The following is a 24,684-nucleotide window of genomic DNA, read 5'->3' as shown; positions in this document are numbered from 1 at the left end:
CCTCAGCACCGTGCGCGACACCAGGCGCAGTCCCGCAGTCGAAACGTTCATCCCAATGGCACCCTGCCTCCGAGCGACGGTCCTGGCAGACTGCCCGGGGTGCCTGTGGAGAAGAACTTCGGCTCGAATCCGGCAGCCGTGTCGATCCCCGGCCGGCCCGTTCGACCTATGGATGGCCGAGGGACCACCGAGGCGACCGACAACCCTGAAGGCGAGGAGACGACCATGTCGAAGTACATGCTGATCATGCGGGGCACCGACGAGTCCATGGCGAAGATGATGGAGACGCCGTTCGAGGAGATGCTCGAAACCGTGGGGCGCTTCAACGAGGAGCTGATCCGGGCCGGGGTGCTGGTGGCCGCCGAGGGCCTGGACGACCCGACCCAGGGCGTGGTGGTCGACTTCAGCGGCGAGACGCCGGTGGTGACCGACGGCCCGTACGGGGAGACGAAGGAGCTGTTCGGCGGCTTCTACCTGATCGATGTGGCCTCGAAGGAGGAGGCCGTCGAGTGGGCCAGGCGGCTCCCGGCGGTGGCGGGCTCCAAGTGCGAGGTGCGCCGGGTGCCGAGCATCGAGGAGTTCCCGCAGGACAACGAGTGGATCGTCAGGGAGCGGGCGTGGCGCGAGCAGACCGGCCAGCTCTGACCCCCGCCGACGCCCACTGCCCGCCGCACCGCGAGTCGGCGCGGCGGGCGGTGGAGGCCCTGTGGCGGATCGAGTCCGCCCGGATCGTGGGCGCGCTGGCCCGCTACACCGGGGATCTCGAACTCGCCGAGGACGTCGCCCAGGAGGCGGTGGCCGAGGCGCTGGTCGCCTGGTCGCGCGACGGCGCTCCGGAGAACCCGGTGGGCTGGCTGCTGGCGACCGCGCGGCGGCGCGCCATCGACGCCTTCCGCCGCCGCTCGGCGCTGGACGAGCGGTACGCCCTGCTGGCCGGTCGGCTCGCCGAGGGCCAGGCCTACACGGGGGCGGCAGTGCCGGACAGCGGATCCGACCTGCCGTGGGATCCCGACCGCGTCGACGACGACGTCCTGGCGCTGATGTTCGTGGCCTGCCATCCGGTCCTCGCCCCCGAGGCCCGGGTGGCGCTGACCCTGCGCGCGGTCGCCGGCCTGTCGAGTGAGGAGATCGCCCGGGCGTTCCTGGTGCCCGTGACCACGCTCCAGGCCCGGATCACCCGCGCCAAGAAGACGATCGCCGCAGCACACGTCCGCTTCGAACTGCCACCGGCCGAGGAACGCCGCGAACGCCTGGGCGGGGTGCTGAGCGTGCTGTACGTGATCTTCACCGAGGGCTCGACCGCGACCAGCGGCGACCGCCTGCTGCGTACCGACCTGGCCTACGAGGCGATTCGGCTGGTCCGGACGCTGGCAGCGCTGGTCCCCGACGAACCGGAGGTGCTCGGGCTGCTCGCGCTGTGCGAGCTCACCTGTGCCCGCTTTCCCGCGCGCACCGGGCCCGACGGCGACCCGGTGCTGCTGGAGGACCAGGACCGGCGGCTGTGGGACCGCTCGGCGATCCGTCGCGGCCTGGCCGCGCTCGGCCGGGCCGCGACGACGGGGCGCGGCCTCGGACCCTACGGGCTGCAGGCGGCGATCGCGGCCTGCCACGCGTCGGCGCCGTCGGTCCAGGAGACCGACTGGGAGCGCATCGTGCTGCTGTACGAGGCGCTGGGCCGGGTGGCCCCCTCCCCCGTCGTCGAGCTCAACCGGGCGGTGGCCGTCGCGATGGCCCACGGACCGCAGCAGGCGCTGTCGATCGTGGACGGCCTGGCGGCCGCCGGGCGCCTGTCCGGCTCGCACCTGCTGCCCGGCGTGCGCGGCGAACTGCTCGCCCGCCTGGGCCGCACCGTCGAGGCCCGCGCCGAACTCGAGCGCGCCGCCGGCCTGTGCCGCAACCTCCCAGAGCGGTCCGTACTGCTGCGCAAGGCAGCAGCCTTGGACCGCCTCGACTGACACTCCCGGCCTGTTCGCCTCAGCCGGGATAGCCTCCGGCTTCGAGGTCCTCGAGCAGGCTCGGGTGGGTGGGCCGCCAGTCGAACTTCTCGCGGGTGATCGCGCTGGAGGCCCGCTGGTCGAGGGCGAAGACGTTGCCGAGGAATCCGAAGGACTCCGTCGGCACGGCCTCGGTGGGCAGGCCGAGTTGACGGCCGATGACCTCGGCGATGGCGCGCATGGTGTCGCCCTCGTCGGCGACCGCGTGCACCACCGTTCCGGGCGCGCCCTCCTCCAGGATCAGGCGGAAGAGCCGGGCCGCGTCCAGACGGTGCACCGCCGGCCAGCGCTGGGTGCCGTCACCGACATAGCCGGAGACCCCGGTGCGGCGGGCGGCGCCGATGAGAACCGAGGCGAACCCGTAAGGACCGCCCTGGTCATGGACCGATCGCGGGAGGCGGACGACCCCGGAGCGGACGTCCTGGCCGGCCAGATCGAGCACGGCCTGGGCGTTGCGTCCGCGACCTTCCGCGGGACCCTCGGTCGGCGCCGGGTCTGCCTCGGTCGAGGGACGACCGGGAACGGCGGGGGTGCCGGAGGCGATGACGAGTGGCTTCCCGGTCCCCTTGAGGGCGGCGCCGAAGGTCTCGACCGCGAGGGTCTCCTCCGCGACGCACCTCGCGAAGTCGGCGAAGTCGTTGCCGAAGGCGAGGTGGATCACTCCGTCCGTCTCGGCGGCGCCGGCCCGCAGGCCTTCGGGGTCGGTGAGGTCGCCGCGGAGCGCGGTGGCGCCCGCAGTGGTGGCGGCCTGCGCCGAGGCGTCGGAGCGGGCCAGGGCGAGAACCTCGTGGCCGGCGGCGATGAGCTCGGGGACGACCGCAGAACCGATCCCGCCGCTGGCGCCGGTGATGAAAACACGCATGGGAGACTCCCCAAAGTGATGGGACTAAGGTCTCATCACCGTAGCAGAGTGATGGGACAACGGTCCCATTGATAGGATTGCGCCATGGCCCGATGGGAACCCGACGCGCGCGAGCGCCTTGTCACCGCCGCACTGCACCTCTTCTCCGAACAGGGCTACGACGACACGACCGTCACCGAGATCGCCGAGCGGGCCGGGCTCACCAAGAGCACCTTCTTCCGACACTTCCCCGACAAGAAGGACGTGCTCGCCGCCGGTCAGGAAACGCTGTCGCGGCTCCTGACCGAAGGCATCGCCGAGGCACCCGAGAACGCCACCCCGTTGACCGCGGTCGCCGCCGGACTCGAGCGCGCCGCTGGGGCGATGACGCCGTTCAACCGCGAGCTCGGGCCTCGGCTCCGTGCCGTCATCGCGGCCAGCACCGAGCTCCAGGAGCGCGATCAGCTCAAGCAGGTCGGCATGGCCGCAGCCATGGCGGACGCACTCCGCGCCCGCGGAGTGAAGGACGTGGTGGCCACCCTGTCGGCAGAGCTGGGCATGCTCGCCTTCAAAGAGGCGTACGCCGCCTGGGTCACCACGGACAATCAGCAGGAGTTGGGCGAGCTGGCCCGATCAGCCTTGGACCGGCTGCACAGCGCGCTCACCGAGCTCGGCCGACCGGCCGGCCGACCGCAGTAGTCCGGACTCCGGAAAAGGTTGCCCACGCCGGGAATTACTTCCGTCAGCCGAGCGGTTGCCCAGCGCTGACGTCGATCGCGCGGCGCAGGTGGGCCAGGCCGTAGGCGAAGGCGCGGTCGACGTCTCCGCCGAGCCGGAAGGCGCCGGAGAGTTCCATCCCGATGAAGCCGGTGGCCCATGCGGTGATCAGGCGCGCGGCTTCGAGTGCGTCCTGCTCGCCCGCGAGTTGCCGGGACACGCGTAGTACCGGACCGGCGGCGCGGGCCAGAGCCTCGGGCGGTGCGAGCGTCGACATCATCAGCCGGAACCCCTCGGGGCGGTCCCGGGCGAACCTGCGATATCCGTGCACCAACTCCTCGAGCGAGCCGTCGGTCGCCTCAAGCCGCGCGGTCAGATCGTCGATGGTGGCCTCGGCCACCGCGGCCTGCAGCGCCGCGCGGTCGCGGACGTGCTTGTACAGGGACGGCGCGCGGACTCCGACGCGGTCGGCGACGCTCCGCATCGTCAGTCCCTGTTGGCCACCCGCCTCCAGGACGTCGCGTCCCGCCGCCACGATCGCGCTCAGCGAAGTCTTCTCAGGAGTCGGCACCGTCCACCCTTTCCGCCCTCAAAGCTATTGACCGTAGCCATCATGGCTATCTATCGTAGCCATCATAACGCCCGAACCCCACGAAGGGGGAAACCATGAAACTGGCTCCGCACCTGCACCGCCTCGGCAACGACGTGGTGGCGTGCTACCTGATCGACACCCCAGAAGGAATCACCCTCGTCGACGCGGGCCTCCCCGGCCACTATCGCGATCTGCAGCGCGAGCTGCAGTCCCTGGGCAAGACCGCCGACGACATCCGCGGACTCGTGCTGACCCACGGGGACTCCGATCACATCGGCTTCGCCGAACGACTGCGGCGCGAGCACGGAGTACCGGTATTCGTGCATGCCGCCGACGCCGTCCGCGCCCGCACCGGCGAGAAGCCCAAGACCGCCTTCGGCCCCATGCGGATCGGCCCCACGCTCGGCTTCTTCGGGTACTCCATCCGCAAGAACGGCCTGCGCACCCAGTACATCCAGGAAGTCACCGAGATCGCCGGCGGCGACACCCTGGACCTTCCCGGAAGCCCGGTGATCGTGCAGATGCCGGGACACTCGCCGGGCAGCGTCGCGGTGCATGTGCCGATCGCCGACGCCGTCTTCGTCGGGGACGCCCTGACGACCCGGCACGTGCTGACCGGGCGCACCGGCCCACAGCCCGCACCGTTCACCGATGATCCGACCGAGGCGCTCACATCACTCGACCGGATCGCCGGGCTCCAGGCCTCCTGGGTCCTCCCCGGCCACGGCGCCCCCTGGCACGCGTCCCCGGCCGAGGTGGCCGAGGCGGTCAGGCAGGCCGGCAAGTGAGCGACGCACCGTCGAGGCCGGCGCAGGGCTCATCCAGGACCGGAAAAGCTCACCGGTAGACCTGGATCCGGTCGATCGACATGGTGATCGGGTGGGTCGAGGTCGGGAATCGTCCGGGCTGGGCCGAGACGCTGAGATTGGCGATCAGGTAGGCGTGCCAGTGGGCGCCGACGCCGGTGTGGTCGCTCTGGGCGAGCCGCAGGCTGTGGGTGTCGTCGCCGAGGTACCAGCGGACGTCGGTCGCGCCGAAGCGCACGGCGACGGTGATCCACGTGCCGAAGCCCGCGAGCGGCGAGTGGACAAAGGCGAAGGTGTCCGCGCCCTCGGAGTGGTTGGCGAACTCGACGATGTCGGGCGTCTCACTGTGCCATTCCATGAGGTCCACCTCGTTGCCGCCGCGCCAGGTCCACACGCCCGGCCAGGCGCCGTGGCCTCCACCGTCCAGTCGGCCCGGGAGCTTCATCCGGACCAGCGCGTAGTCGCCGGTCCGCAGCTGGAAACCGTTGCCGCCGTTGGCACCGGAGTGCCAGGGCTCCGTGCTCAGCAGACCGGTCTGCCACGAGCCGTGGGCGCTCTTCGCCGTGGCGGTGACCTGCAGCGCGCCCCGGCTGATCCTCATCGCGGACGGGTCGAGCCGATCCAGCTTGAAGTCCCTGCGGTCGCTCGTCCCGTCGGCGTAGGCGATGGTGGAATCCGCCCACACCGCGCCGCGGTGCCCCCAGCTCTGCGACCCGAACTGCTCGTCGAACACCAGGGCCTGATGCTGCGCCACACCTGCCCGGGCCGACGGAGCGGGCAGGAACAGGGCCAGCAGCAGCACGGCTGCGGTCAGTACGTGCAGGACGGATGCACGTGGCGCAGCGCGCATATCGCTCCCGGGTTCGGTGAGGAGGGTCGAAAAGGGACCGGATCGATCCTTCCCCTGGAGCGGACGACCCGACCCGGCGGTCCCCTGTTCGGCCCAGTCCGCACCGGCGTTCGAGTCAGGCGGGCACAGCGATCGCGGTCAGGGCGAATCCGTCGCGTACCGCCCATCTCCCGTGGAAGACACCGATTCTGGAGTCGCCCCGCTCCGGACCGGGGACCAGCAGCCGGGCGCTGAACGTCCCCGATACCGGATCGAAGGAGATGACCGCCTCCTCGAACTCCAGGAACTTCCCGGTCAGCGGGAACCAGGCCTTGTACACCGACTCCTTGGCGCTGAACAGCAGCATCTCCCAAGGAACTTGAGGGGCGGCCCGGAGCAGCCCGGCCAGCGCGCCCCGCTCTTCCGGAAGCGAGACCGCCTCGAACACCCCCTCGGGAAGCGGCCGTATCCGCTCGGCGTCGATCCCCACGGACAGCACGTCGGACCGGAGCGCCACCGCCGCTGCCCGGTAGTCCCCGGAGTGGGTGATGGCGCCCGCCACCCCGGGCGGCCACAGGGGTTCCCCCCTGGCGCCCGCCGCCAGCGGCGCGGCGGGGAGCCCCAGTTCGGCCAGCGCCCGGCGGGCGCAGCGGCGGCCGGTGGCGAACTCCCGCCGCCGCTGCTCCACGGAGTTCGAGACCAGTGCCGCCTCCTCGGGGAACAGCGGGGGCCCGGGCGGGTCTCCGAAGACCGAGGCCACCTGGACCACGGCGGGCAGCAGTTCCTCGATCATCGGGCCGTTCCCCGCGTCGGCGGTGTCGGTGCGAGGACCTCGCGCAGCAGCGGGTCGGGTTTCCCCCAGCGCTGCCACTCGCGCGGATAGCCCAGCGACACCTCCCGGTGGGGCACGCCGTCGTGCCAGGTGACCCGCGGAATGTGCAGGTGCCCGTAGACGACCGCGGCCGCCCGGTAGCGCACGTGCCAGTCCGCGGTGGCCTCGGTGCCGCACCACAGGGCGAACTCCGGGTAGCGCAGCACCGCGGTCGGTTCGCGGATCAGCGGGAAGTGGTTGACCAGGACGGTCGGCAGCTCCGGGTCGCAGGCGTCGAGCCTGCCGCGGGTGTAGGCGAGCCGGGAGCGGCACCATGCCTCCCGACTGGGATGCGGGTCCGGATGGAGGAAGAACTCGTCGGTGCAGACCACGCCCGCCTCGTGGGCCTTCGCCAGCCCCTCGCGGCTATTGCGCGTTCCCCGGGGAAGGAAGCTGTAGTCGTAGAGCACGAACAGCGGGGCGACGACCACCGGACCGCCGGGGCCCGACCACACCGGGTACGGATCCTCGGGGGTCAGCACGCCGAGGGAACGGCACATGGTCACGAGATGGCGGTAGCGCTCCTCCCCGCGCAGGGTGAGCGGGTCGTCGGGGTGCGTCCACAGTTCGTGGTTGCCCGGGACCCAGACGACGGTCGCGAAGCGCTCGGCCAGCAGCCCGAGCGCCCACTCGACATCGGCGGCCTTCTCCGCGATGTCGCCGGCCACGATCAGCCAGTCGGCCTCGTCCTTCGGGTACAGGCTCTCCACGATGAGCCGGTTCTGCTCGTAGGCGACGTGCAGATCGCTCACCGCGTACAGCCTGCCGCCGGACGGCGGAGCCAACGAAACCATCTACCGCCTCCATCTGACGCGCTCCGAAGCATTGTCCCGTGCTGAAGCGCCGGTCACCGGCCTCGGCCGGCAACTCCGGGCAAACAACCAGAGTTCACGCGCGGGACAGCGTGCCTGCTACGGTCGACGGGCACAGGGCGGAAGCGGCCAGAGCGGGAAGGGAACCGGTGGCGGTGGAGAGCGCGAGCAGGCGTCCGGGCCTCGCCCGGCTGTTCGCGGTGCCCGTCCTCCTGGTAGGCCTGTTCCTCATGCACGGCGCTCCCACCGCGGCGATGGGCGACTGCCACGAATCGATGGCCCTGACGTCGATGGCCCTGACGCTGCCCGGTACCCATCCCATGGCTGCTGCTGTGCACACTGCGTCCACCGCATCCGTGCAGACCCAGCGACAGAGCGAGACTGCGAGCGGTTCGCAGGGCACCAGTTGCGTGACCACCCCGGTCCGTGGCCACCTCACGCTCCCCGCGCCAGTGCTGCTGTTCGCGGTTCTGGTCGCACTGGCCGTGCTGATCGGCGCCGGTCGGCTCGGGGGCGCGCGGTCCGCGCGGCGCCGAGGTCCGCCACCCACCGGCGGTCGGCAGATACTCCTCCAGGTGTGCATCGCCCGGACCTGACAGGACCACCGGTCCCTCCTCGCCACGCGAGGGGCGCCGGAGCTGGTCCTGCCCGAAGTCCGTGCGCCGCGAACGGCGCCCACCTGAAAGAGCACACCCATGTCTGCTTCCCTCCCCCGGCACGCCTCCCGTCGGCGAACCACCGCCGTGACCCTGGCGGCCTCCGCCCTCGCACTGACGCTGGCCGCCTGCGGCTCCAGCTCCGGCACCGGATCGGCCATGCCCGGCATGTCGGGCATGACCGGCAGCGCAGCGCCGTCAGCGTCCGCGATGCCCACCATGAGCGGCATGGACGCCATGCCGTCGGGCGACGGCCTGTCCGCGACCAGCGGCGGATACACCTTCACCGCGAACGCGGCTGCGCCCACCGCCGACAGGGCGTCCGGCTACCGGTTCACCATCACCGGTCCGGACGGCAAACCGGTCACCGACTTCGCCGTCGACCAGACCAAGAAGCTCCACTTCTACGCGATCCGCTCGGACCTGACCGGGTTCCAGCACGTCCACCCGACCATGGCCGCCGACGGCACCTGGACCGCACCCATGGCCGCCCTCACCGGCGGGACCTGGCGGCTGTTCGCCACCTTCACCCCCGCCTCCGGCTCCGGCAAGGGCACCGACTTCGTCCTCAGCCGTACCGTCACCGTCGCGGGCACATCCACGGACACCGCCCTCCCCCAGGCGGCCACCAGCACCACGGTCGACGGCTACACCGTCACCCTGAGCGGCGAGCTGATGGCCGGCATGGCCCACTCCCTGACCGTCACCATCACCAAGGGCGGCAAGCCTGCCACCGACCTGCAGCCCTACCTGGGCACCTACGCCCACCTCACCGCCTTCCACCAGGGCGACAGCGCTTTCGCCCACCTCCACCCCACCACCGCCGTCACCGGTGACCACGGCGGCCCGGCCCTGTCCTTCCACGCCGAGCTGGCCAAAGCCGGCAACTGGCGGCTGTTCCTGCAGTTCCAGACCGCGGGGACGCTGCACACCGCTGCTGTCACCGTCCATGTGAGCTGACCGCGGAACGGGCCGGGGCGCAGCCCCAGGGCGGCGTCCCGGCTCTCACCCGCCCGCGGGGCCCATGTCCTCCGGGGCGTCGACGAGACCGAGCTTCAGATGCTCCACGTGGAATATGGCCTGGTCCAGGAGTTCGGCGACGTGGTGGTCGTACAGGGCGTAGACCATGGAGCGCCCGTGCCGTTCGACGGTGACCAGGCCCAGGTTCTTCAGCAGCCGCAGCTGGTGCGAGCAGGCCGAGCGTTCCATTCCGGCGGCGGCGGCGAGGTCGCTCGCAGCGCAGGGGCCTTCGACCAGACGGGCCAGGATCAGCAGTCGGGACGGGGTGGCCAGGGCCTGGAGCATGGTGGCCACGCTGGCGCTGCCGACGTGGTCCAGGCGTTCGCGTGAGGTGGCGCGCTGCTTTTCGACGACTCCATGGCCCATGAGTCCATCCTACAAGAGACGCGTGAATGATTGTTCAAGCAATCCGGTATGGTGGACGAGTCACCCCGTGCAGCTCCATCCAAAGGAATCCGAACCCGCCATGTCTACGACCCTCACCGAGCGCCCGGCCATGGCTGCGGCCTCCCGCAGTCCGCTGGTGCCCAAGCGGCGCACGCGGGTGTTCGCACTGGCCGAGGCCCGCTGGGCCGCCGTCGCCACGGTGGCGTTCCTGATCGCCCTGCCGCTGCAGCTGACCGGGGTGAGCGCCTGGGCCTGGGGGCCGCTGTACGCGATCGCGTACGTCACCGGCGGCTGGGAGCCCGGCTGGGCCGGACTGCGGGCGCTGCGCGAGAAGACCCTGGACGTGGACCTGCTGATGATCGTCGCCGCCATCGGCGCGGCCTCGATCGGCCAGGTCATGGACGGGGCACTGCTGATCGTCATCTTCGCCACCTCCGGCGCGCTGGAGGCGCTGGCCACCGCCCGCACCCAGGACTCGGTGCGCGGTCTGCTGGACCTGGCCCCCACCACCGCCACCCGACTGCTGGACGACGGCGGCGAGGAGACGGTGGCCACCGGGGCCCTGACCGTGGGCGACACGGTCCTGGTGCGGCCCGGTGAGCGGGTGGGCGCCGACGGCCGGGTCCTGGACGGGGCGAGCGAGGTCGACCAGGCCACCATCACCGGCGAACCCATGCCCGTGGCCAAGGAGGCGGGCGACGAGGTCTTCGCCGGCACCCTGAACGGCACCGGCGCGCTGCGGGTCAGGGTCGAACGGGACGCCTCCGACTCGGTGATCGCCCGGATCGTCCGGATGGTCGAGGAGGCGAGCGGGACCAAGGCCGCCACCCAACTGTTCATCGAGAAGGTCGAACAGCGCTACTCCCTGGGCATGGTCTTCGCCACCCTCGCCGTCTTCCTGATCCCCCTGGCCTTCGGTGCGGCCGTGACCGGCTCGCTGCTGCGCGCGATGACCTTCATGATCGTCGCTTCGCCCTGCGCGGTGGTCCTGGCGACCATGCCGCCGCTGCTGTCCGCGATCGCCAACGCGGGACGCCACGGCGTGCTGGTCAAGTCTGCCGTGGTGATGGAGCAGTTGGGCCAGATCGACGCGGTGGCCCTGGACAAGACCGGCACCCTGACCGAGGGCACCCCCCGCGTCACCGACATCCGCCCGCTGACCGGCTCCGGCCTGAGCCAGGACACCCTGCTGGCCCTGGCAGCGTCCGCCGAGCACCCCAGCGAGCACCCCCTGGCCCGCGCGGTGGTCGACGCGGCCCGCGAACGCGGACTGGAGATCCCGGTCGCCGAGGACTTCAGCTCCGCCCCCGGCATCGGGGTGACCGCCACCGTCCGGGGCAGTGCGGTCGCCGTCGGCGCCCCGGCCCGGCTCGTCAACAGTGCTACCGACGCGCTGTCCGCCAGGGCCACCGCCCTCGCCGAGGAACTGGAGAGCGGAGGCCGAACCGCCGTCCTGGTCGAGCGCGAGGGCATCCCGGTCGGCATCCTGGGCATCGCCGACCGCCTGCGCCCGGACGCCGCCGCCACCGTCGCGGCGTTGAAGGCACTGACGGGTACCACCCCCATGCTGGTCACCGGCGACAACCCGCGCGCCGCCGCGCGGCTCGCCGCGGAGGTCGGTGTCACCGACGTCCGCGCCGGGCTCCTGCCGCAGGACAAGGTCGCCGCCGTCCGGGAACTGGAGTCGGCCGGACGCAAGGTGCTGGTGATCGGCGACGGCGTCAACGACGCCCCCGCACTGGCCGCCGCGCACACCGGCATCGCCATGGGCCGGGCCGGCTCCGACCTCGCCCTGGAGACCGCCGACGCCGTCATCGTCCGCGACGAACTGGCCACCGTCCCCACCGTGATCGCCCTGTCCCGGCGGGCCCGCGCGCTGGTGGTGCAGAACCTGGTCATCGCCTCGGTGTTCATCTCCGGCCTGGTCGTCTGGGACCTGGTCGGCCACCTGCCGCTGCCGCTCGGTGTCCTGGGCCACGAGGGCTCCACCGTCATCGTGGGCCTCAACGGACTACGACTGCTGCGCGACGCCGCCTGGCAGCGCGCCTCGCTGGCTGGAGCGAGCCGGTGAGCCACCGCAGCAGACGCGCCGCCACCTCGCCCCCGGCGGCGCCGCGCCCCACCGTCACCGTCTGCCGCGGCTGCTGCTGCGGCACCGCCAAGGTCCCCCGTCTGGACCATGAGGCCCAGCTCGCCGACCTGCGCACGGGCCTGGCGGAGGTCGCGACCGTCCGCCGCGTCGACTGCCTGGACGCCTGCGAGCATGCCAACGTCATCGTCGTCCAGCCGTCCGCCGAGGGCCGCCGCGCCGGAGGCCGGCCGGTGTGGCTCGGGCTCGTCAACGACCCCGACGCCGGGGCGGACATCACCGCCTGGGTCGAGGCCGGCGGCCCCGGCCTCGCGGATCCGCCCGACATCCTCGACCTGTACGCCTTCACGCCGTCCCGCCGGGTCCAGAAGGACTTCGAGCACTGACCCGGCCGCGATTCGCCTCCGCGCCGGGGACAATGGACGGGCGATCGTGAACCGCACTACGGGAGGAGCCCTGTGACCGAGCGTTCCGAAACCCTGTTCGAGGCAGTCGGCGGGATCGACGCACTGCGCCGACTGAGCAGTACGTTCTACGACGCCGTTCTGGCCGACCCCCTACTGGCGCCGGTCTTCGCCGACTTCACCCGCACCCATGTCGAGCACGTGGTCGTCTGGCTCGCCGAGGTCTTCGGCGGACCCACCGGCTTCACCGACGAGCTCGGCGGCCACCAGGCCCTGCTGCGCTCCCATCTGGGGCTGTCGATCACCGAGGAGCAGCGCCTGCGCTGGATGGAGCTGATGACGGCCGCCGTCGAGAAGGAGCTCCCCGGCGACGAACTGCTGCGCCGGCGCGTCGTCGAGTACTTCGACTGGGGAACCAGGATCGCCCGCGACGTGTCCGCCGACCCGGTGGGCCAGGACCTCGGCGACCCGGGCCCCACCCCCCGCTGGAGCTGGAACGGGCTGGTCTGACGCTGGTTCAGCGGCCTGCTGCGCGCTCGCGGGTCAGGCCGCGGAGTGCCAGCTGTGGGGTGGGGAGTAGGAGGGGTAGCGCTCCAGCCGCTGCCAGCGGACGGCCGGGACGGAGCGGGCGGGGGCGCGCGGAGCGACGGCTGCGCGGGCGACCAGGACGGCGGTGAGGGCGGCCAGTTCCTCGGCGGTGAGACTGCCTTTGACGACCCGTACGGCTGAGTCCTCGTTCACGGTTGAAGTCCTCCTTGCTGGTCGGATGGCTACTGCGGCGGGTTGCCGTGCTTGCGCGCGGGGAGCGCGGCGTGCTTGCTGCGGAGCATGTGCAGGGAGCGGATCAGGACCTGGCGGGTGGTGGCCGGGTCGATGACGTCGTCCACCAGGCCGCGCTCGGCGGCGTAGTACGGGTGCATCAGCTCGTCCTTGTACTGCTTGACCATCTGCGCCCGCATCGCCTCGGGGTCGTCGGCCTCGGCGATCTGGCGGCGGAAGATCACGTTCGCCGCGCCCTCGGCGCCCATCACCGCGATCTCGTTGGTCGGCCAGGCATACGACAGGTCCGCCCCCACCGAGCGGGAGTCCATCACGATGTACGCCCCGCCGTACGCCTTGCGCAGGATCAACTGGATCCGCGGCACCGTCGCATTGCAGTACGCGTACAGCAGCTTCGCCCCGTGCCGGATGATCCCGCCGTGCTCCTGGTCCACCCCGGGCAGGAACCCGGGCACGTCCAGCAGCGTCACCAGCGGAATGTTGAACGCGTCGCACATCTGCACGAAACGCGCCGCCTTCTCGCTGGCGTGGATGTCCAGCACCCCGGCCAGGGACTGCGGCTGGTTCGCCACGATCCCCACCACCTGACCGTCCAGCCGGGTCAGCGCCACGATCACATTGGTCGCCCAGCGCTCGTGGACCTCCATGTACTGACCCTCGTCGGCGATCTCCTCGATCACCCTGCGCATGTCGTACGGACGGTTGCCGTCGGCCGGCACCAGGTCCAGCAACGCCTCACAGCGCCGGTCCACCGGATCCTCGGTCATCTCCGCCGGCGGGGTCTCCCGGTTGTTCTGCGGCAGCATCGACAGCAGGAACCGGACCTCCTCCAGACAGCTGCGCTCGTCGTCGTAGGCGAAATGCGAGACACCCGAGATCTCCGAGTGCACATCCGCCCCGCCCAGCCCGTTCTGCGAGATCTTCTCCCCGGTCACCGCCTGGACCACGTCCGGACCGGTGATGAACATCTGCGAGGTCTCGCGGACCATGAACACGAAGTCGGTCAGCGCCGGGCTGTAGGCCGCACCACCGGCGCAGGGACCGAGCATCACGCTGATCTGCGGGATCACCCCCGACGCCCGGGTGTTGCGCTGGAAGATCCCGCCGTAGCCGGCCAGCGCGGTCACCCCCTCCTGGATCCGCGCCCCCGCCCCGTCGTTCAAGGAGACCAGCGGCGCACCGGCGGCGATGGCCATGTCCATGATCTTGTGGATCTTCTGCGCATGCGCCTCCCCCAGCGCCCCACCGAAGATCCGGAAGTCATGCGCGTACACGAACACCGGACGCCCGTGCACCGAACCCCAGCCGGTGATCACACCGTCCGAGTACGGCTTCTTGCCCTCCAGCCCGAACCCGGTGGCCCGGTGCCGACGCAACGGCTCCACCTCATTGAACGAACCATCGTCCAGCAGCAGCGCGATCCGCTCCCGGGCGGTCAGCTTGCCCTTGGCATGCTGCGCCTCGGTCGCCCGCTCACTCGGACCCGCCAGCACCTGCTCCCGGATGGCCCGCAACTCGGCGACGCTCTCGCGCAGTGCAGGGTTGCGCGGCCGTGCTTCGGACCCGACGGACGCCTCGTCCAGGACAGTCATCCCCATCAACTCCCAGTCCGTCAGGTGAAGGCCACTGGGACAAACGTGGCCGCCCACCGACCTGCGATACAAGCCCAACCGTCGGATGCGGCGGGAAGTCTGGTCGTTTCCCCCGTGCTTCGCGGGCAGGTCCGGACCCGCCCCGCGAGGCCGCCTATCGGGCGGCCGGAACACTGCTCGCGGCGTGCAGCGCGGCCGTCAGCGCGGCGCGGCCGTCCACGGCCAGCTTGCGGTAGCAGTGCGTCAGGTGCTTCTCCACCGCCCGACGGGACACGCCCAGCTCATCGGCGATCGCCTGGTTGGTGAGCCCGGAGGCCGCGAACTCCGCCACCTTGCGCTCGGCGGAGGTCAGATCCGCCCGCACGGGAGGCGGCGATGCCTGCTTGCCGAGGCGTGCCCGGGCCCGGGCGGCCACCCACTCCGCCCCGCATTCGGTGGCGATCCGGTGCGCCCGCCACAACGCGTCCTGGGCGTCCTCGGGCATCGTCGGCAGCGACCGCTCGCCCAGGGCGAGGAGTGCCCGGCTCAGCTCGAAGCGGTCCGCGGACGTTTCGAGCACCTCCACCGCCTCGTGCAGCAGGTCGACCCCGGCCGATCCGTCCACCACCTTGCCGCGCGCGCTCAGCGAACGTCCCAGCGCGGCCGGGGCGCCCCACTCGCGGGTCCGCTCCAGTTCGAGCAGGCTCAGCTCGTCCGCCCGGTCGCGGTCGCCCAGGCGCAGGCACACGAGCGCGGCCCCGGACGCCCAGGGGACCAGGGCGGGGTTGCGCCAGCCGCGCTGCTCCAGGCGGTGTCCGATGCCCAGGGAGTGCTCCAGGGCAGCGTGCAGGTCGCCTCGGTGCGCCGCCGTGGCCGCGCGCAGCATCGCCAGTGACACCGAGAGGCAGGAGTCCTCGGGCGCCGCCCAGGGCGCCCCGAGCAGGCGGTCGCAGAGGGTCGCGTCCCGAGTCTGCAGGGCCACCGTGGCCAGGGCCCGGGCCGACAGGACGGCCACCTCGCCCTCGTCGCCCGCGGCCAGTTCGAAGGCCGTCAGCGCCCGGCTCCGGGCCTCCGACAGCTGCCCGCAGGCAAGGTGCACCCTCGCCTGTTCGACCATCACCAGGGTCTGCTCGGGGCCGGGTTCATGGTGCGCGGAGTGGCGGTGGGCGATGCCGAGCCAGCCGGTCAGGCCCTGCACCGAGTCGGCGGCGATCAGCGCCGTCAGCACCAGCGGTATGGGCGTGTGCACATGGCCGGGCAGGGCCGGCTCGCGGGCCAGGATCGCGTGGGCCAGCGGTGCGACCTCGGCGGCCGGGAGGTCGATCGTGATGGTGGCGGCGAAGAGCAGCGTCATCAGCAGTTCCCGTTCGGCGACGGATTCCATCCCCGGCTCGGGCCCCAGCGCGCGGAACCGCCTGACCGCGGAGGCGAGTGCGGCAGGGTCCCGCGCCGAGACGTAACGGATCCGGGCTTCCAGGCTCAGTGCCAGCTCCCGGTCCGCTTCCTGTAGTTTCTCGACCGGCCCGAGCCCGTCCGCCACGTCCCGCAGCAGTTCCTCCACGGGCAGCAGCGACAGCCCGAGCGCGATCGGGCCCAGCCGGGTCACGGCTGCGGCCCGCTCCCGGACCGAGTTGAGCAGCGGCAGGGCCTGCGAGACGTGCCGGATGGACACCGACGACGAGAATCCGCGTTCCGCCGTCGCCAGGTCCACCAGCAACCCCGCCCGCCTGCTGTCGTGCGAGGAGCAGTCGAGCAGGGCACGGCGCAGGTAGCTCGCGGCGGTGACCGGGGCCCCGCGGCGCAGCGCCGTGTCCGCGGCGGCCCGCAGGATGTCGGTCGCCCAGGCGTCCTGCTTGGTGGTGATCGCCAGGAGTTGCCTGGCCACCTGCTCGGCCGGGTGGCCGCCGGAGTGGAGCAGCGCCGCGGCTGCCGTGTGCAGTCGGTCGCGCTCGGTCGTCAGCAGCGCCTCCTCCAGCGCCTCCTGCACGATCGGATGGACGAAGCGCGGTGGTCGATCCTCCGTCAGCAGACCGAGCCGTTGCAGCAGGCGCAACGCCTCGTCGCGTTCCACCTGGTCCAGTCCGGCCAGCTGTCCGACCAGATGAAGGTCTGCATTTCCGACCAGGATAGTCAGGGCGTGCGCGACCCGGCGGACCCGCTCGGACTGCCATTCGAGGCACAGCCGCAGGCGCTGGCGCAGCAGGGTGGGCCGTAGAGCGGCGGCGAGCGCGGCATTCGCCGCGGTCGGTCTGACGTCGTGCCGATCCGTCTCGGCCAGGAGGGCGGCGAGGAACATCGGATTCCCTCGGGTGGTCCGATGACAGGCGAGGACGAACTCCTCGTCGGGGGCGGTCCCGAAGTGACGGCGCAGCAGAGTTCCGACGTCGTCGGGATCGAGCGCGCCGGGGAACAGGGTCAGGGCTGCGTTCGCCGTCACCTCGCGTACCGGCCGGTCCTCGGAGAGCTCGTCGCCCTCGCGTACCGTGCACACCAGCAGGACCCGCAGCTGCCGCAGCTGTCGTGAGAGTTGGCCCAGCAGGCGCAGCGATGCCGGGTCCGCCCAGTGCAGGTCGTCGATCAGCAGCAGCACGGCCTGGTCGCTGCAGATGTTCGCAAGGAGGGACTGCAGGCCGAGCAGGACCGTGGGGTCGAGGTCGCCGTGGGCCTCGCCGTTCCCGCTCGGGAGCTCGTCCTCCAGAGCGGACAGGGCATCGTGGGCGCTTCCTGACGTCCACGACTTCGCCGTTTCGGGCGTGACGCGGCGCAGCGCCGACTCCAGCAACTGCCGGACCACCCCGAGCGCGAAGCCTCGCTCCGTCAGCGCGGCGCTCGCGCGCAGGACCAGCACGTCGTGCGCCGCCCCGATTCCGGCCACGGCGTCGAGCAGCGTGGACCTGCCGATCCCGAGCGGGCCGGTGATCACCAGCAGGCTGCCGTGCCCGGCCTGGGCGGCACGCATCGCCGCGGTTGCCAGATCAAGTTCGGGCTGGCGCTTGAGGAGCATGGGTCGGCGATCTCCTAGTGTGCTGAGTTGGGGCGAGCCCGTGGCTCGTGCTCGCCGGCGGGTACGTCACAGCTGCGACGAGAACAACTCCTGATCTGTATCCGGGGGTTGGAGCTGGAGTGATCGGAGCCGGCTTTCCGGGCGGGCGAGGTCCGGGCGGGCGAGCGGGGTCACCACGCGTTCCAGCCAGTGGACCGGGATCTCCCCACCTCGGACGATGTCGGCGGTGAGGTCGGCCCATTCCAACGCCTGTGCGGTACCCCAGTCGGCCGTGAGACGCCGCTCCTCCTCAGCGAGTCGGAGGGCTTCCGCGTGCTCTCCGCAGCATTCGTGAGCAAGCGCGGCCAGGGAGCGCCAGGGCAGCAGGCCGGGGCTCTCCCATCCCCGGGCCAGCAGCCGCCGCCCGCACTCCCGCAGCTCCGCGACCGCGTCCTGGGGTCTCTCCTGCGCCAGCAGTAACAGGCCCCGGACGAAGAGGAGTTGGTTCCAGGCGAAGCCGTGTTCCGAGCCGGGTGGCAGTTCCGCGTAGGCGATCAGCTCCGCCTCCTTCCACCGGCTGCAAGCGACGGCCACCAGGGCCCCTGCGGCGCGGGTGGCCGGGACCATCGTCGAATGCCAGCTGCCCTCCGGCATCGCGGTCCGGGCGAGCACCAGATCCCGGGCGGCGGAGTCGGTCTGACCGCACCTCAGGCTGAGCTCGCTCCTGACGAGCAGGGCGTAGCCGATGAGGGCCGGAGCACGTCGTGACCGGGCCTCGGCCAACACCGCGTCAAGGCCCTGCCGCGCAAGCCCGGTTGCGCCGGCGAGACCCAGGGCGCGGCAGGCCAGCACCCTTGGGTGGAGCGGCAGCCCACGCGACGGGGCACGCAAGGCGGCCGAGGCGAGTTCCCGGACGTTCTCCGCGTTGCGACCCTGGAGCGCCCCGCGCCAGGCGGCTGCGGCCAGAGCGGTGGGATCCTGTGGCCGCTGCGGCAGCGCGGGCAGGTCCGGTTCGCTACCGCCCAGGCCATGCTCGCCCTGGACGGCGCTGTCGGCCAGCCAGTACAGACCGAGCAGCGCGGCCCGGTCCCGGCCATGCTCCACACCCTGGCTCCGGTCCGGGCCCCGATCCAGGCCTCGCTGACCGTCGCTGTCAGCCGCTGCCGGCGCCGGATACGGCGCGGCAGCCAACGCCGCACCCTGGGCGAAGGCCGACCCGGGAGCCGTACCCAGGGCGGAGACCCAAGCGGGGACCGTCACCGGAGCGGGGGTCATGGGCGGGGTGTCGGCCGCGTAGGCGAGGGCCACTGCGCGGCGGGCCGAGTTCGCGTCGCCGCGGGCGAGCAGCAGATCCGTGGCGATCGCGCGGTGCCGCCCTGCGTCCGGGCCGCCCTCGGCATCACCCCCGACCGGGGCCACGATCACCTGGGTCAGCTGTCGGTCACCCGCCTCGGGCGTGACCCGGCAGTGGACCGCCCCGAGTTCCACCCGGATGCGGAGCCGCTCCGCGGCGCCGACCGGCTCCTGCAGGGCACGTTCCAGGCAGCGCACAGCCAGTGCGTGCTCATTGCGGGACACCGCCATCGCCGCGGCACGGCGCAGCACTCCGCCGGCCCAGGGCTCGCCCAGCGGGCGGGCCCTGGTGAGCAGTTCGGCCAGCGCCTCGTCGCCGACGGCGGCCTGGTGGCCGAGCCGGGCCGCCTGCTGATAGAGCCGCCGGCGGTCCGCGTCGTCCATCCCGGCCAGCAGCCGCTCCGCGGTCGACGGGTCGGCGAGCCGCGGGGGGTCGTCCGCCGCCACCAGACCGCCGGCGCGCAGCACCCGCAACGCCGCCGCGGTCGTCATGGTCCGCTCCTCGACGAGCCCGGACAGCAGCCGGGTCGGCAGCAGCGGGCCGCAGACCGCCAGCGCGCGCAGCAGCGCCAGCGGCTCCTGCGACAGCCCCTCGGCCAACTCGGCCGCACGGTCGCCCTTCGCGCGGGAGGCGTGCACGCCCAGATCCCTGCGGTCCGCCTCGGCCGCCCCCGCCTCTCTCCCTCCCCCGGACCCGGCCGCGCCGCCGGACCGGGCGAGCAGCCGCAGCGTCGAACGGAGGACCGCCGGATTGCCCCCCGACACCTCGGCGGCGCGGGCGCAGAACTCGGCGTCCGGTGCGTCGGTCCCGGTTCCGGCGCTCAACCTCCGTACGGCGTCCGGGCCCAGCGGGCCGAGACTGAGCACATGGCCCCTGCCCCTGGGGGACCCGGCCAGGGCCAGCAGCTCCGCGCAGTCGTCGGACACGTTGTGCGGCGTACCGGACATGGCGAGGATCACCGACAGCGGCGCGTCGTGGTGGCGCCTGAGCACCGCGCAGAGGACCTCTCTGGAGTAGCGGTCGGCGCACTGGACGTCGTCCACCATGATGGTGACGGGCTGTCGGAGCGCGGTGTCCAGCAGCGTCCGGCAGAAATCCTCGACCTCGGCGGCGCCGTGCTGGGCCAGGACGGGCTCCAACCACGGGGCCGGGCCGGGGACGCTCTGGACCGCGAGCGCTTGCGCCAGTTGAGCGGCGATGCCGCAACCGGCCGACTGGCCGGGTGAGCCCTGCGCCGCCAGCACGATGACGCCCAGGGACCGGGCGTAGTCCGCGGCCTGACGCAGCAGGACGGACCGGCCGGTGCCGGGCAGGCCGCAGACGGCCACCGACGACGGTTGCCCCTCGGCGACCTCCAGCGCCAGCCGACGCAGCAGGGCCTGCTCCGTGTCGCGGCCGATCAGCAGCGTGCCACCGTCCTGCGGCGACACGGCCGACGGCCGGGCGAGACGCAGGTGGCGCGGTTCAGTACCGGACATGGCGGGACAGTCCTTCCTGCGACGCTCCGGACTGCGGCGTTCCGGGTCTGGACATTCCAGGCCCGGACATTCGGGACCCCATGCGTTCGGCGATTCCCCCGTCGAAGACAGCAGCGAGCTCACTGCGCCGGGAAATGCCCAACTTGCGGTAGGCATTGGTCAGATGGAGTTCGACCGTGCGGAGCGCGACGAAGAGGATCTCGGCTATCTCGCGGTTCGAACGCCCTTCGGCCGCCAACGCGGCCACCCTGCGCTCGCTCTCGGTCAGGGTGTCGGCGCGGGACCCGGTCATCGGACGTACTCGGCCGCCTGTGGCCACCAGGAGATCGCGTACGGTGGATCCGAGCCCCGCCGCCCCGCACTGGACCGACAGGTCGAAGGCGCGTCGCAGGTGCAGCCGGGCCTTGTGCACGTGGTCGTCCCGCAGCAGTGCGGTCCCCAGCGCGTGTTCGGCCTGGGCGCAGGCGAGCCGGGCCGGGGAGCAGGCCAGCACCTCACATGCCTCCGCCAGCAGATCGGTCCCGGTGCGGTCGCCCGCCGCCAACCCCCGGGCCAGCAGGGCGAGGCCGATACTCCGTGGAGTTCCCCAGCGCTCGGCGATCTCCTCCCCGTACGCGGCCGCCTCCCTGGCCTCGGACGGCCGGCCGAGCGCGGCCAGCACCCCGGCCGCCTCGGTCCACCACGGCAGGAAGACCGGGTTGTGCACCCCGGCCTCGCGCAGCAGCCCGCCGCAGGCGTACAGCGAGCTCAACGCGGCCTCCAGATCGCCGCGTTGCCGCTCCAGCGCGGCCCGGGTCCAGAGGTAGGTGGGGTACTCCCACAGGGAGTCCCGGTATCCCGGCCGGTCGATCAGCCGCAGCACCTGCTCCGCGCCGGTGGTGTCGCCCTGCTGGGTGAGGATCGCGCCGAGCGCCGTCAGCGCCGAACTGGTCCGGCGCCGCCAGCCCGGTTGCTGCCTGATGCGCACCGCGCGCTGGGCGTCGTCGCGGGCCTCGTCGAGGTCCCCGATCCCGTAGCGGACGGCGGCCCGCGCGGTCAGCGCGGTGGCATACCCGGAGCCGCGCTCCTCGTCCTGGCCCGGGGCCAGCAGCTGGTCGAGGGCGACGATGGCCGGCTCGCTCTGGTCGGCGAGGTGCAGCATCAGTGCGGAGGCGATCACCGAGTACCGCTTCATGCCGCTCCGCGGACCCGGCGCCGCCGACGGTCCGGGGGTCCCCTGGGCCTGTTCGGCGACGGCCGCGGCCATCGCCCCGCCGAGCGTGGACAGCAGGGCATGAGCGTCCGTCAACGCTTCGTCACCCACATAGTGCTGATGACGGGTCGGCGTGACCACGGACCGGTCGTGCACCCAGGAGATGGTCGAGCGGTCCAGGCCGCCGGACAGCAGCAGCGCCGCGTCCAGCAGCGTCCGGCGCTCGCCTTCGTGGCCTCGGGGGCTGTCGCCGGCGCCGCCCGGCTCGTCCAGGACCTGGGTCAGCAGCCGCACGGACTGGCGGACGCGGCGCATGCCGGCCGACTGGCCCGCGCCCCGCGGGGCGGGCGCCGGACCGCTCGCGTCCCGCGGGTCCATGGCGATCAGGCGACGGAGATGGCGCAGCGCGGAACTCGGATCGGTGGTCGCCAGCAGTCCGGCAGCCTGGCTGTGGATCGTCCGGGACACCGAGGTCGGCTCCGAGGACGAGGGGCGCAGGGCATGGGTGAGATAGCGGACGGCGGTGGCCGACTCTCCGCGCAACCGCGCCATCCGCGCGGCCCCGTGCAGGGCGCTGACCATCCACGGTTCGCTCGGCTCGCTGATCTTCAGCAGCACCTCGGCGACTTCGCCCAGCGGTCGGCCCGCATCCTCCAGGAGCTGGGCCGCGCGAATCCGCCGCCGGGCGAGTTCGTCCGGGCCGACCAGGCTCAGCAGCGCCAGCCGCAGCGTCTCCGAGGCGAGCCGTGACCCGTCCGGCGACAGGGCCCGGCGTACCCGAAGCTGCTCCAGGGCCCGGAGGACCGAAGGGATCGGCAGGCCGCTGAGTCCGCCCACCAGCCGGGCCGAGGTCGTCCCGAGCACCGCCGACGCCACCGCCACGGGGAGCACCTGCGGCAGCTGCCGCAGGTCGGCCAGGAGGGCGTCCTCGGCGAGCTGCCGACCCACCGGGACCAGCAGCCGGGCCGGCTCGCTCTTCGCGCACACCTCGTCCAGCAGCGCGTTCAGCAGGCCGGGGTTGCCCTGGCTGACCTCGAAACAGGTGCGGTTGAGCGCCTCCGTCGCCCGCCCGCCGAGCCGTCGGCGCACCACCGCGGCCACGGCGTCGGGGGTCAGGGCGGCGAGGTTGACGGTGTGCCAGTGGTCCTGCGTGAGCAGTTCGGCGAGCGCCGGATCGGCGTCCAGGATCGTCCCGGTCGGGGCGGAGAGCACCACCAGCAGTGGCAGACCGGCCGCGCGGCGCAGGGTGAAGGCCACCGAGCGCAGCGACTGGCGGTCGCACCGGTGCACATCGTCGATCGCGATGATCACCGGCCGCTTCTCCAGCAGTCCGGTCACCACCCGGTGCCAGTGCGCCAGCGGGCCGTAGGCGGTCGAGCCCGACTCCAGCTCGGCGACCGCGTCGGCGGTTCCCGATCCCTCCGTCCCGAGTCCGGCGAGCAGGGAGCGGAGGGTGAGCTGTCCACTCGCGCGCGAGTCCTCGGAGCAGCGGGCCCGCAGCACGGTCGCCTGCCGACCCGACTCCAGCAGAAAGGCGTCCAGCAGCGCGCTGCGGCCGATGCCGGCCGGCCCCCTGAGCAACGCGGCGGCCGGCCGGCCGGCCCGGGCTCCGGCCGCGAGCGCGGTCAGCACGGAAAGCTCGCTCTGCCTTCCGGCCACTGCCGCGGCCGACTGTTTCCCGCGAGTCTCCACCAGAATTCGACCTCCCCGGATTTACCCGGAGGGGGGAGCCCGACCAGCGGACTCCACAGCCCTGCGGTAAATGAAGATGGAACAAACGGATTCATGTCCCAGAAACAGGTGCTCGTCGCCGACCGGGAAAGTCAGAAAAGAGCGTATCCATTGCGCCAATTCCACGGGGGATTCAGGAACGGGAGGTCGGGCCCCCGGGGCACGGGTGAGAAGAGTCGGCCCGGCGGATGGGACGGGGCTCGGCACCCGTCGGGGAACGTCCACGCCGTAGCGGGGCAGACCTGCGGCAAGGCTCCACCGAAGCGCTCGACGGCCATTGCGGCACCCCCAGTCTGTCATCGAGTCCGACCGGTGGCCGGACTGCGTGATGGGTCGCCGGGGGGCAATCGCGGGATGCCGGCCCGGCGCGACGCGGCACCGTCACCACGCACCGGCAGGCGGGACCGCTCCCCGGTGCGTGGTGATGCTGCCGTGTGCATCACCATACCGTGTGCACGTCATTTGGCGGGCGCATTCCGTATGAACTGTCTGTAACACGAGTTAATGAAGAACCCTCAAGTTTTCCTCAAATTACGACTGGTTACTCGGAGGTTCAACTCCCGACAACTGCAGAACGGGAGAGGGCCCCGTCGAATTCGACCCGGGTCGGCGGGTCGGCGCCGGGCCGCGCACAGGTGAGGGCGGCCGCCCGGGCGGCCCGGGACAGGGCCTCGACGAGGCCCGGATCGGTACCGGCCGTGCCCGCCGCGTCCTGCGGGCCCGTGGCGTCCCGCAGCAGGGCGCGCGCACGAGGACCGTCGGGCCCCACCGAACCGCCACCCAGCAGGCCGGCCTCCAGCAGTCCGCTGATGAGGCCGGACATGAACGCGTCGCCCGCCCCGACGGTGTCGACGACCTCGACGGGCGTCGGCGGCTGGTGCCGGCTCCCGCCCGGCCAGAAAGCCTCCGCGCCGTCCCCGCCGCGGGTGACGACGACGAGCGAGGGTCCGCTGCGGATCCAGCGGTCGGCGACCTCGTGCAGGTCCTGCCCCCGGTAGAGCCAGCCGAGATCCTCCTCACTGGCCTTGACCACGTCGCTCGCGGCGACCAGACGCTCGACCCGCGGCCGCTCCTCGGCAGGGGCAGCCAGCAGGGCGGGCCGGAGATTGGGGTCGTAGGAGACGGTGCACCGGCTGCGCGCGGCAGCCACGGCCGCGAGCACCCGGGCCGAGCCGGGGGCCAGGGTGGCGGCGATCGATCCGATGTGCAGATGGGCGATCAGGCCGGTGCGGGCCGATTCGGTGGCTGCCTCCGGGAGCTCCCAGACGATGTCGAACGCGTAGCTCGCCGCCCCGCGGCCGTCGAGGGTCGCGGTGGCCGTCGAGGTCGAGGCCTCGACCACGGAGCCGCCGGTGAGCACCACGCCGCTGTCGCCCAGATGGCGCTGCAGCTCTCGGCCGTGCTCGTCCCGGCCCACCCGGGTGGCCAGCCGCACCGGGTGGCCCAGCCGGGCCAGCCCCAGGGCGACGTTGGCCGGGCTGCCGCCCGGACATGCGCGCTGCCGCCCGTCCGGGCCGACCAGGATGTCGGTGAGCGCCTCACCGATGACGAGAACGGGTGATTCGGGTGCCGACATG

The 24,684-nt window shown here is 72.4% G+C and carries 21 protein-coding genes; 9 read left to right on the top strand and 12 right to left on the bottom strand.

Annotation, left to right across the window (positions count from 1 at the left end):
- Positions 1–225 precede the first annotated feature (225 nt).
- Positions 226–645, top strand: coding sequence for a YciI family protein (locus ABH941_RS04160; protein WP_370127175.1), 420 nt, complete (start codon positions 226–228; stop codon positions 643–645).
- Complete coding sequence (locus ABH941_RS04155) at positions 618–1,955, top strand: RNA polymerase sigma factor (protein ID WP_370127174.1); 1,338 nt, start codon at positions 618–620, stop codon at positions 1,953–1,955. Before ABH941_RS04160 ends, ABH941_RS04155 begins: the two co-directional genes overlap by 28 nt.
- A gap of 19 nt (positions 1,956–1,974) precedes the next feature.
- On the opposite strand, the gene ABH941_RS04150 is transcribed toward ABH941_RS04155, so the two are convergent.
- A complete protein-coding gene (locus ABH941_RS04150) occupies positions 1,975–2,856 on the bottom strand; it encodes an SDR family oxidoreductase (RefSeq protein ID WP_370127173.1) in 882 nt (293 codons plus the stop codon).
- Between the two features lie 84 nt (positions 2,857–2,940).
- Here ABH941_RS04150 and ABH941_RS04145 point away from each other — a divergent pair, with 84 nt between their 5' ends.
- Complete coding sequence (locus tag ABH941_RS04145; RefSeq protein WP_370127172.1) at positions 2,941–3,534, top strand: TetR/AcrR family transcriptional regulator; 594 nt, start codon at positions 2,941–2,943, stop codon at positions 3,532–3,534.
- Between the two features lie 43 nt (positions 3,535–3,577).
- Here the strand turns inward: ABH941_RS04145 and ABH941_RS04140 are convergent, their stop codons facing one another.
- On the bottom strand, positions 3,578–4,123 hold the full coding sequence (locus ABH941_RS04140) for a TetR/AcrR family transcriptional regulator (protein WP_370127171.1): 546 nt from the start codon (positions 4,121–4,123) through the stop codon (positions 3,578–3,580).
- Positions 4,124–4,218: 95 nt separating this feature from the next.
- On the opposite strand from ABH941_RS04140, the gene ABH941_RS04135 reads away from it, so the two are divergent.
- Positions 4,219–4,932 (top strand): MBL fold metallo-hydrolase, encoded by a 714-nt coding sequence (locus ABH941_RS04135; RefSeq protein WP_370127170.1) that lies wholly within the window; start codon positions 4,219–4,221, stop codon positions 4,930–4,932.
- A 49-nt stretch (positions 4,933–4,981) separates the two neighbouring features.
- Here the strand turns inward: ABH941_RS04135 and ABH941_RS04130 are convergent, their stop codons facing one another.
- From ABH941_RS04130 to ABH941_RS04120, 3 genes are all read right to left on the bottom strand, one after another.
- Complete coding sequence (locus tag ABH941_RS04130; RefSeq protein WP_370127169.1) at positions 4,982–5,800, bottom strand: hypothetical protein; 819 nt, start codon at positions 5,798–5,800, stop codon at positions 4,982–4,984.
- 115 nt (positions 5,801–5,915) lie between these two features.
- Complete coding sequence (locus ABH941_RS04125; protein ID WP_370127168.1) at positions 5,916–6,572, bottom strand: 4'-phosphopantetheinyl transferase; 657 nt, start codon at positions 6,570–6,572, stop codon at positions 5,916–5,918.
- Positions 6,569–7,444, bottom strand: a complete 876-nt coding sequence (locus ABH941_RS04120; protein WP_370127167.1) for a metallophosphoesterase — start codon at positions 7,442–7,444, stop codon at positions 6,569–6,571. The genes ABH941_RS04125 and ABH941_RS04120 overlap by 4 nt, the downstream gene beginning before the upstream one ends.
- Before the next feature lie 167 nt (positions 7,445–7,611).
- Here ABH941_RS04120 and ABH941_RS04115 point away from each other — a divergent pair, with 167 nt between their 5' ends.
- Together ABH941_RS04115 and ABH941_RS04110 are read left to right on the top strand one after the other, a co-directional pair.
- Positions 7,612–8,058 (top strand): hypothetical protein, encoded by a 447-nt coding sequence (locus ABH941_RS04115; RefSeq protein ID WP_370127166.1) that lies wholly within the window; start codon positions 7,612–7,614, stop codon positions 8,056–8,058.
- 99 nt (positions 8,059–8,157) lie between these two features.
- Positions 8,158–9,078, top strand: coding sequence for a hypothetical protein (locus tag ABH941_RS04110; RefSeq protein WP_370127165.1), 921 nt, complete (start codon positions 8,158–8,160; stop codon positions 9,076–9,078).
- Between the two features lie 45 nt (positions 9,079–9,123).
- Here the strand turns inward: ABH941_RS04110 and ABH941_RS04105 are convergent, their stop codons facing one another.
- The gene (locus tag ABH941_RS04105; protein ID WP_370127164.1) at positions 9,124–9,504 is read right to left on the bottom strand and encodes an ArsR/SmtB family transcription factor; all 381 of its coding nucleotides are present in this window, start codon (positions 9,502–9,504) and stop codon (positions 9,124–9,126) included.
- A 100-nt stretch (positions 9,505–9,604) separates the two neighbouring features.
- On the opposite strand from ABH941_RS04105, the gene ABH941_RS04100 reads away from it, so the two are divergent.
- The 3 genes from ABH941_RS04100 to ABH941_RS04090 all read left to right on the top strand — a co-directional run bounded on the left by ABH941_RS04100 (position 9,605) and on the right by ABH941_RS04090 (position 12,528).
- The gene (locus ABH941_RS04100) at positions 9,605–11,596 is read left to right on the top strand and encodes a heavy metal translocating P-type ATPase (protein ID WP_370127163.1); all 1,992 of its coding nucleotides are present in this window, start codon (positions 9,605–9,607) and stop codon (positions 11,594–11,596) included.
- Entirely contained in the window at positions 11,593–12,000 is a 408-nt protein-coding gene (locus ABH941_RS04095) for a (2Fe-2S) ferredoxin domain-containing protein (protein WP_370127162.1), read from the top strand. The genes ABH941_RS04100 and ABH941_RS04095 overlap by 4 nt, the downstream gene beginning before the upstream one ends.
- 72 nt (positions 12,001–12,072) lie before the next feature.
- Positions 12,073–12,528, top strand: coding sequence for a group II truncated hemoglobin (locus ABH941_RS04090; protein WP_370127161.1), 456 nt, complete (start codon positions 12,073–12,075; stop codon positions 12,526–12,528).
- Positions 12,529–12,561: 33 nt separating this feature from the next.
- Here the strand turns inward: ABH941_RS04090 and ABH941_RS04085 are convergent, their stop codons facing one another.
- From ABH941_RS04085 to ABH941_RS04060, 6 genes are all read right to left on the bottom strand, one after another.
- A complete protein-coding gene (locus ABH941_RS04085) occupies positions 12,562–12,759 on the bottom strand; it encodes an acyl-CoA carboxylase subunit epsilon (protein ID WP_370127160.1) in 198 nt (65 codons plus the stop codon).
- Between the two features lie 29 nt (positions 12,760–12,788).
- Positions 12,789–14,390, bottom strand: a complete 1,602-nt coding sequence (locus ABH941_RS04080; protein WP_370127159.1) for an acyl-CoA carboxylase subunit beta — start codon at positions 14,388–14,390, stop codon at positions 12,789–12,791.
- Between the two features lie 154 nt (positions 14,391–14,544).
- Positions 14,545–17,373 (bottom strand): AAA family ATPase, encoded by a 2,829-nt coding sequence (locus ABH941_RS04075; RefSeq protein ID WP_370127158.1) that lies wholly within the window; start codon positions 17,371–17,373, stop codon positions 14,545–14,547.
- 66 nt (positions 17,374–17,439) lie between these two features.
- Entirely contained in the window at positions 17,440–20,184 is a 2,745-nt protein-coding gene (locus ABH941_RS04070; RefSeq protein WP_370127157.1) for an AAA family ATPase, read from the bottom strand.
- Entirely contained in the window at positions 20,171–23,068 is a 2,898-nt protein-coding gene (locus tag ABH941_RS04065) for an AAA family ATPase (RefSeq protein WP_370127156.1), read from the bottom strand. Before ABH941_RS04065 ends, ABH941_RS04070 begins: the two co-directional genes overlap by 14 nt.
- 592 nt (positions 23,069–23,660) lie before the next feature.
- Entirely contained in the window at positions 23,661–24,683 is a 1,023-nt protein-coding gene (locus ABH941_RS04060; RefSeq protein ID WP_370127155.1) for a carbohydrate kinase, read from the bottom strand.
- Position 24,684 lies beyond the last annotated feature (1 nt).

The organism is Streptacidiphilus sp. EB103A (genome assembly GCF_041261405.1).
Classification (GTDB): Bacteria; Actinomycetota; Actinomycetes; order Streptomycetales; family Streptomycetaceae; genus Streptacidiphilus.
This window is presented reverse-complemented; position numbering and strand designations above follow the sequence as displayed.

Bases quoted from the DNA above. Each gene is read 5' to 3' on its own strand.
- ABH941_RS04160 (WP_370127175.1), top strand. From the start codon at position 226: ATGTCGAAGTACATGCTGATCATGCGGGGCACCGACGAGTCCATGGCG.
- ABH941_RS04150 (WP_370127173.1), bottom strand. From the start codon at position 2,856: ATGCGTGTTTTCATCACCGGCGCCAGCGGCGGGATCGGTTCTGCGGTC.
- ABH941_RS04145 (WP_370127172.1), top strand. From the start codon at position 2,941: ATGGCCCGATGGGAACCCGACGCGCGCGAGCGCCTTGTCACCGCCGCA.
- ABH941_RS04135 (WP_370127170.1), top strand. From the start codon at position 4,219: ATGAAACTGGCTCCGCACCTGCACCGCCTCGGCAACGACGTGGTGGCG.
- ABH941_RS04130 (WP_370127169.1), bottom strand. From the start codon at position 5,800: ATGCGCGCTGCGCCACGTGCATCCGTCCTGCACGTACTGACCGCAGCC.
- ABH941_RS04125 (WP_370127168.1), bottom strand. From the start codon at position 6,572: ATGATCGAGGAACTGCTGCCCGCCGTGGTCCAGGTGGCCTCGGTCTTC.
- ABH941_RS04120 (WP_370127167.1), bottom strand. From the start codon at position 7,444: ATGGTTTCGTTGGCTCCGCCGTCCGGCGGCAGGCTGTACGCGGTGAGC.
- ABH941_RS04110 (WP_370127165.1), top strand. From the start codon at position 8,158: ATGTCTGCTTCCCTCCCCCGGCACGCCTCCCGTCGGCGAACCACCGCC.
- ABH941_RS04105 (WP_370127164.1), bottom strand. From the start codon at position 9,504: ATGGGCCATGGAGTCGTCGAAAAGCAGCGCGCCACCTCACGCGAACGC.
- ABH941_RS04100 (WP_370127163.1), top strand. From the start codon at position 9,605: ATGTCTACGACCCTCACCGAGCGCCCGGCCATGGCTGCGGCCTCCCGC.
- ABH941_RS04080 (WP_370127159.1), bottom strand. From the start codon at position 14,390: ATGACTGTCCTGGACGAGGCGTCCGTCGGGTCCGAAGCACGGCCGCGC.
- ABH941_RS04075 (WP_370127158.1), bottom strand. From the start codon at position 17,373: ATGCTCCTCAAGCGCCAGCCCGAACTTGATCTGGCAACCGCGGCGATG.
- ABH941_RS04070 (WP_370127157.1), bottom strand. From the start codon at position 20,184: ATGTCCGGTACTGAACCGCGCCACCTGCGTCTCGCCCGGCCGTCGGCC.
- ABH941_RS04060 (WP_370127155.1), bottom strand. From the start codon at position 24,683: ATGTCGGCACCCGAATCACCCGTTCTCGTCATCGGTGAGGCGCTCACC.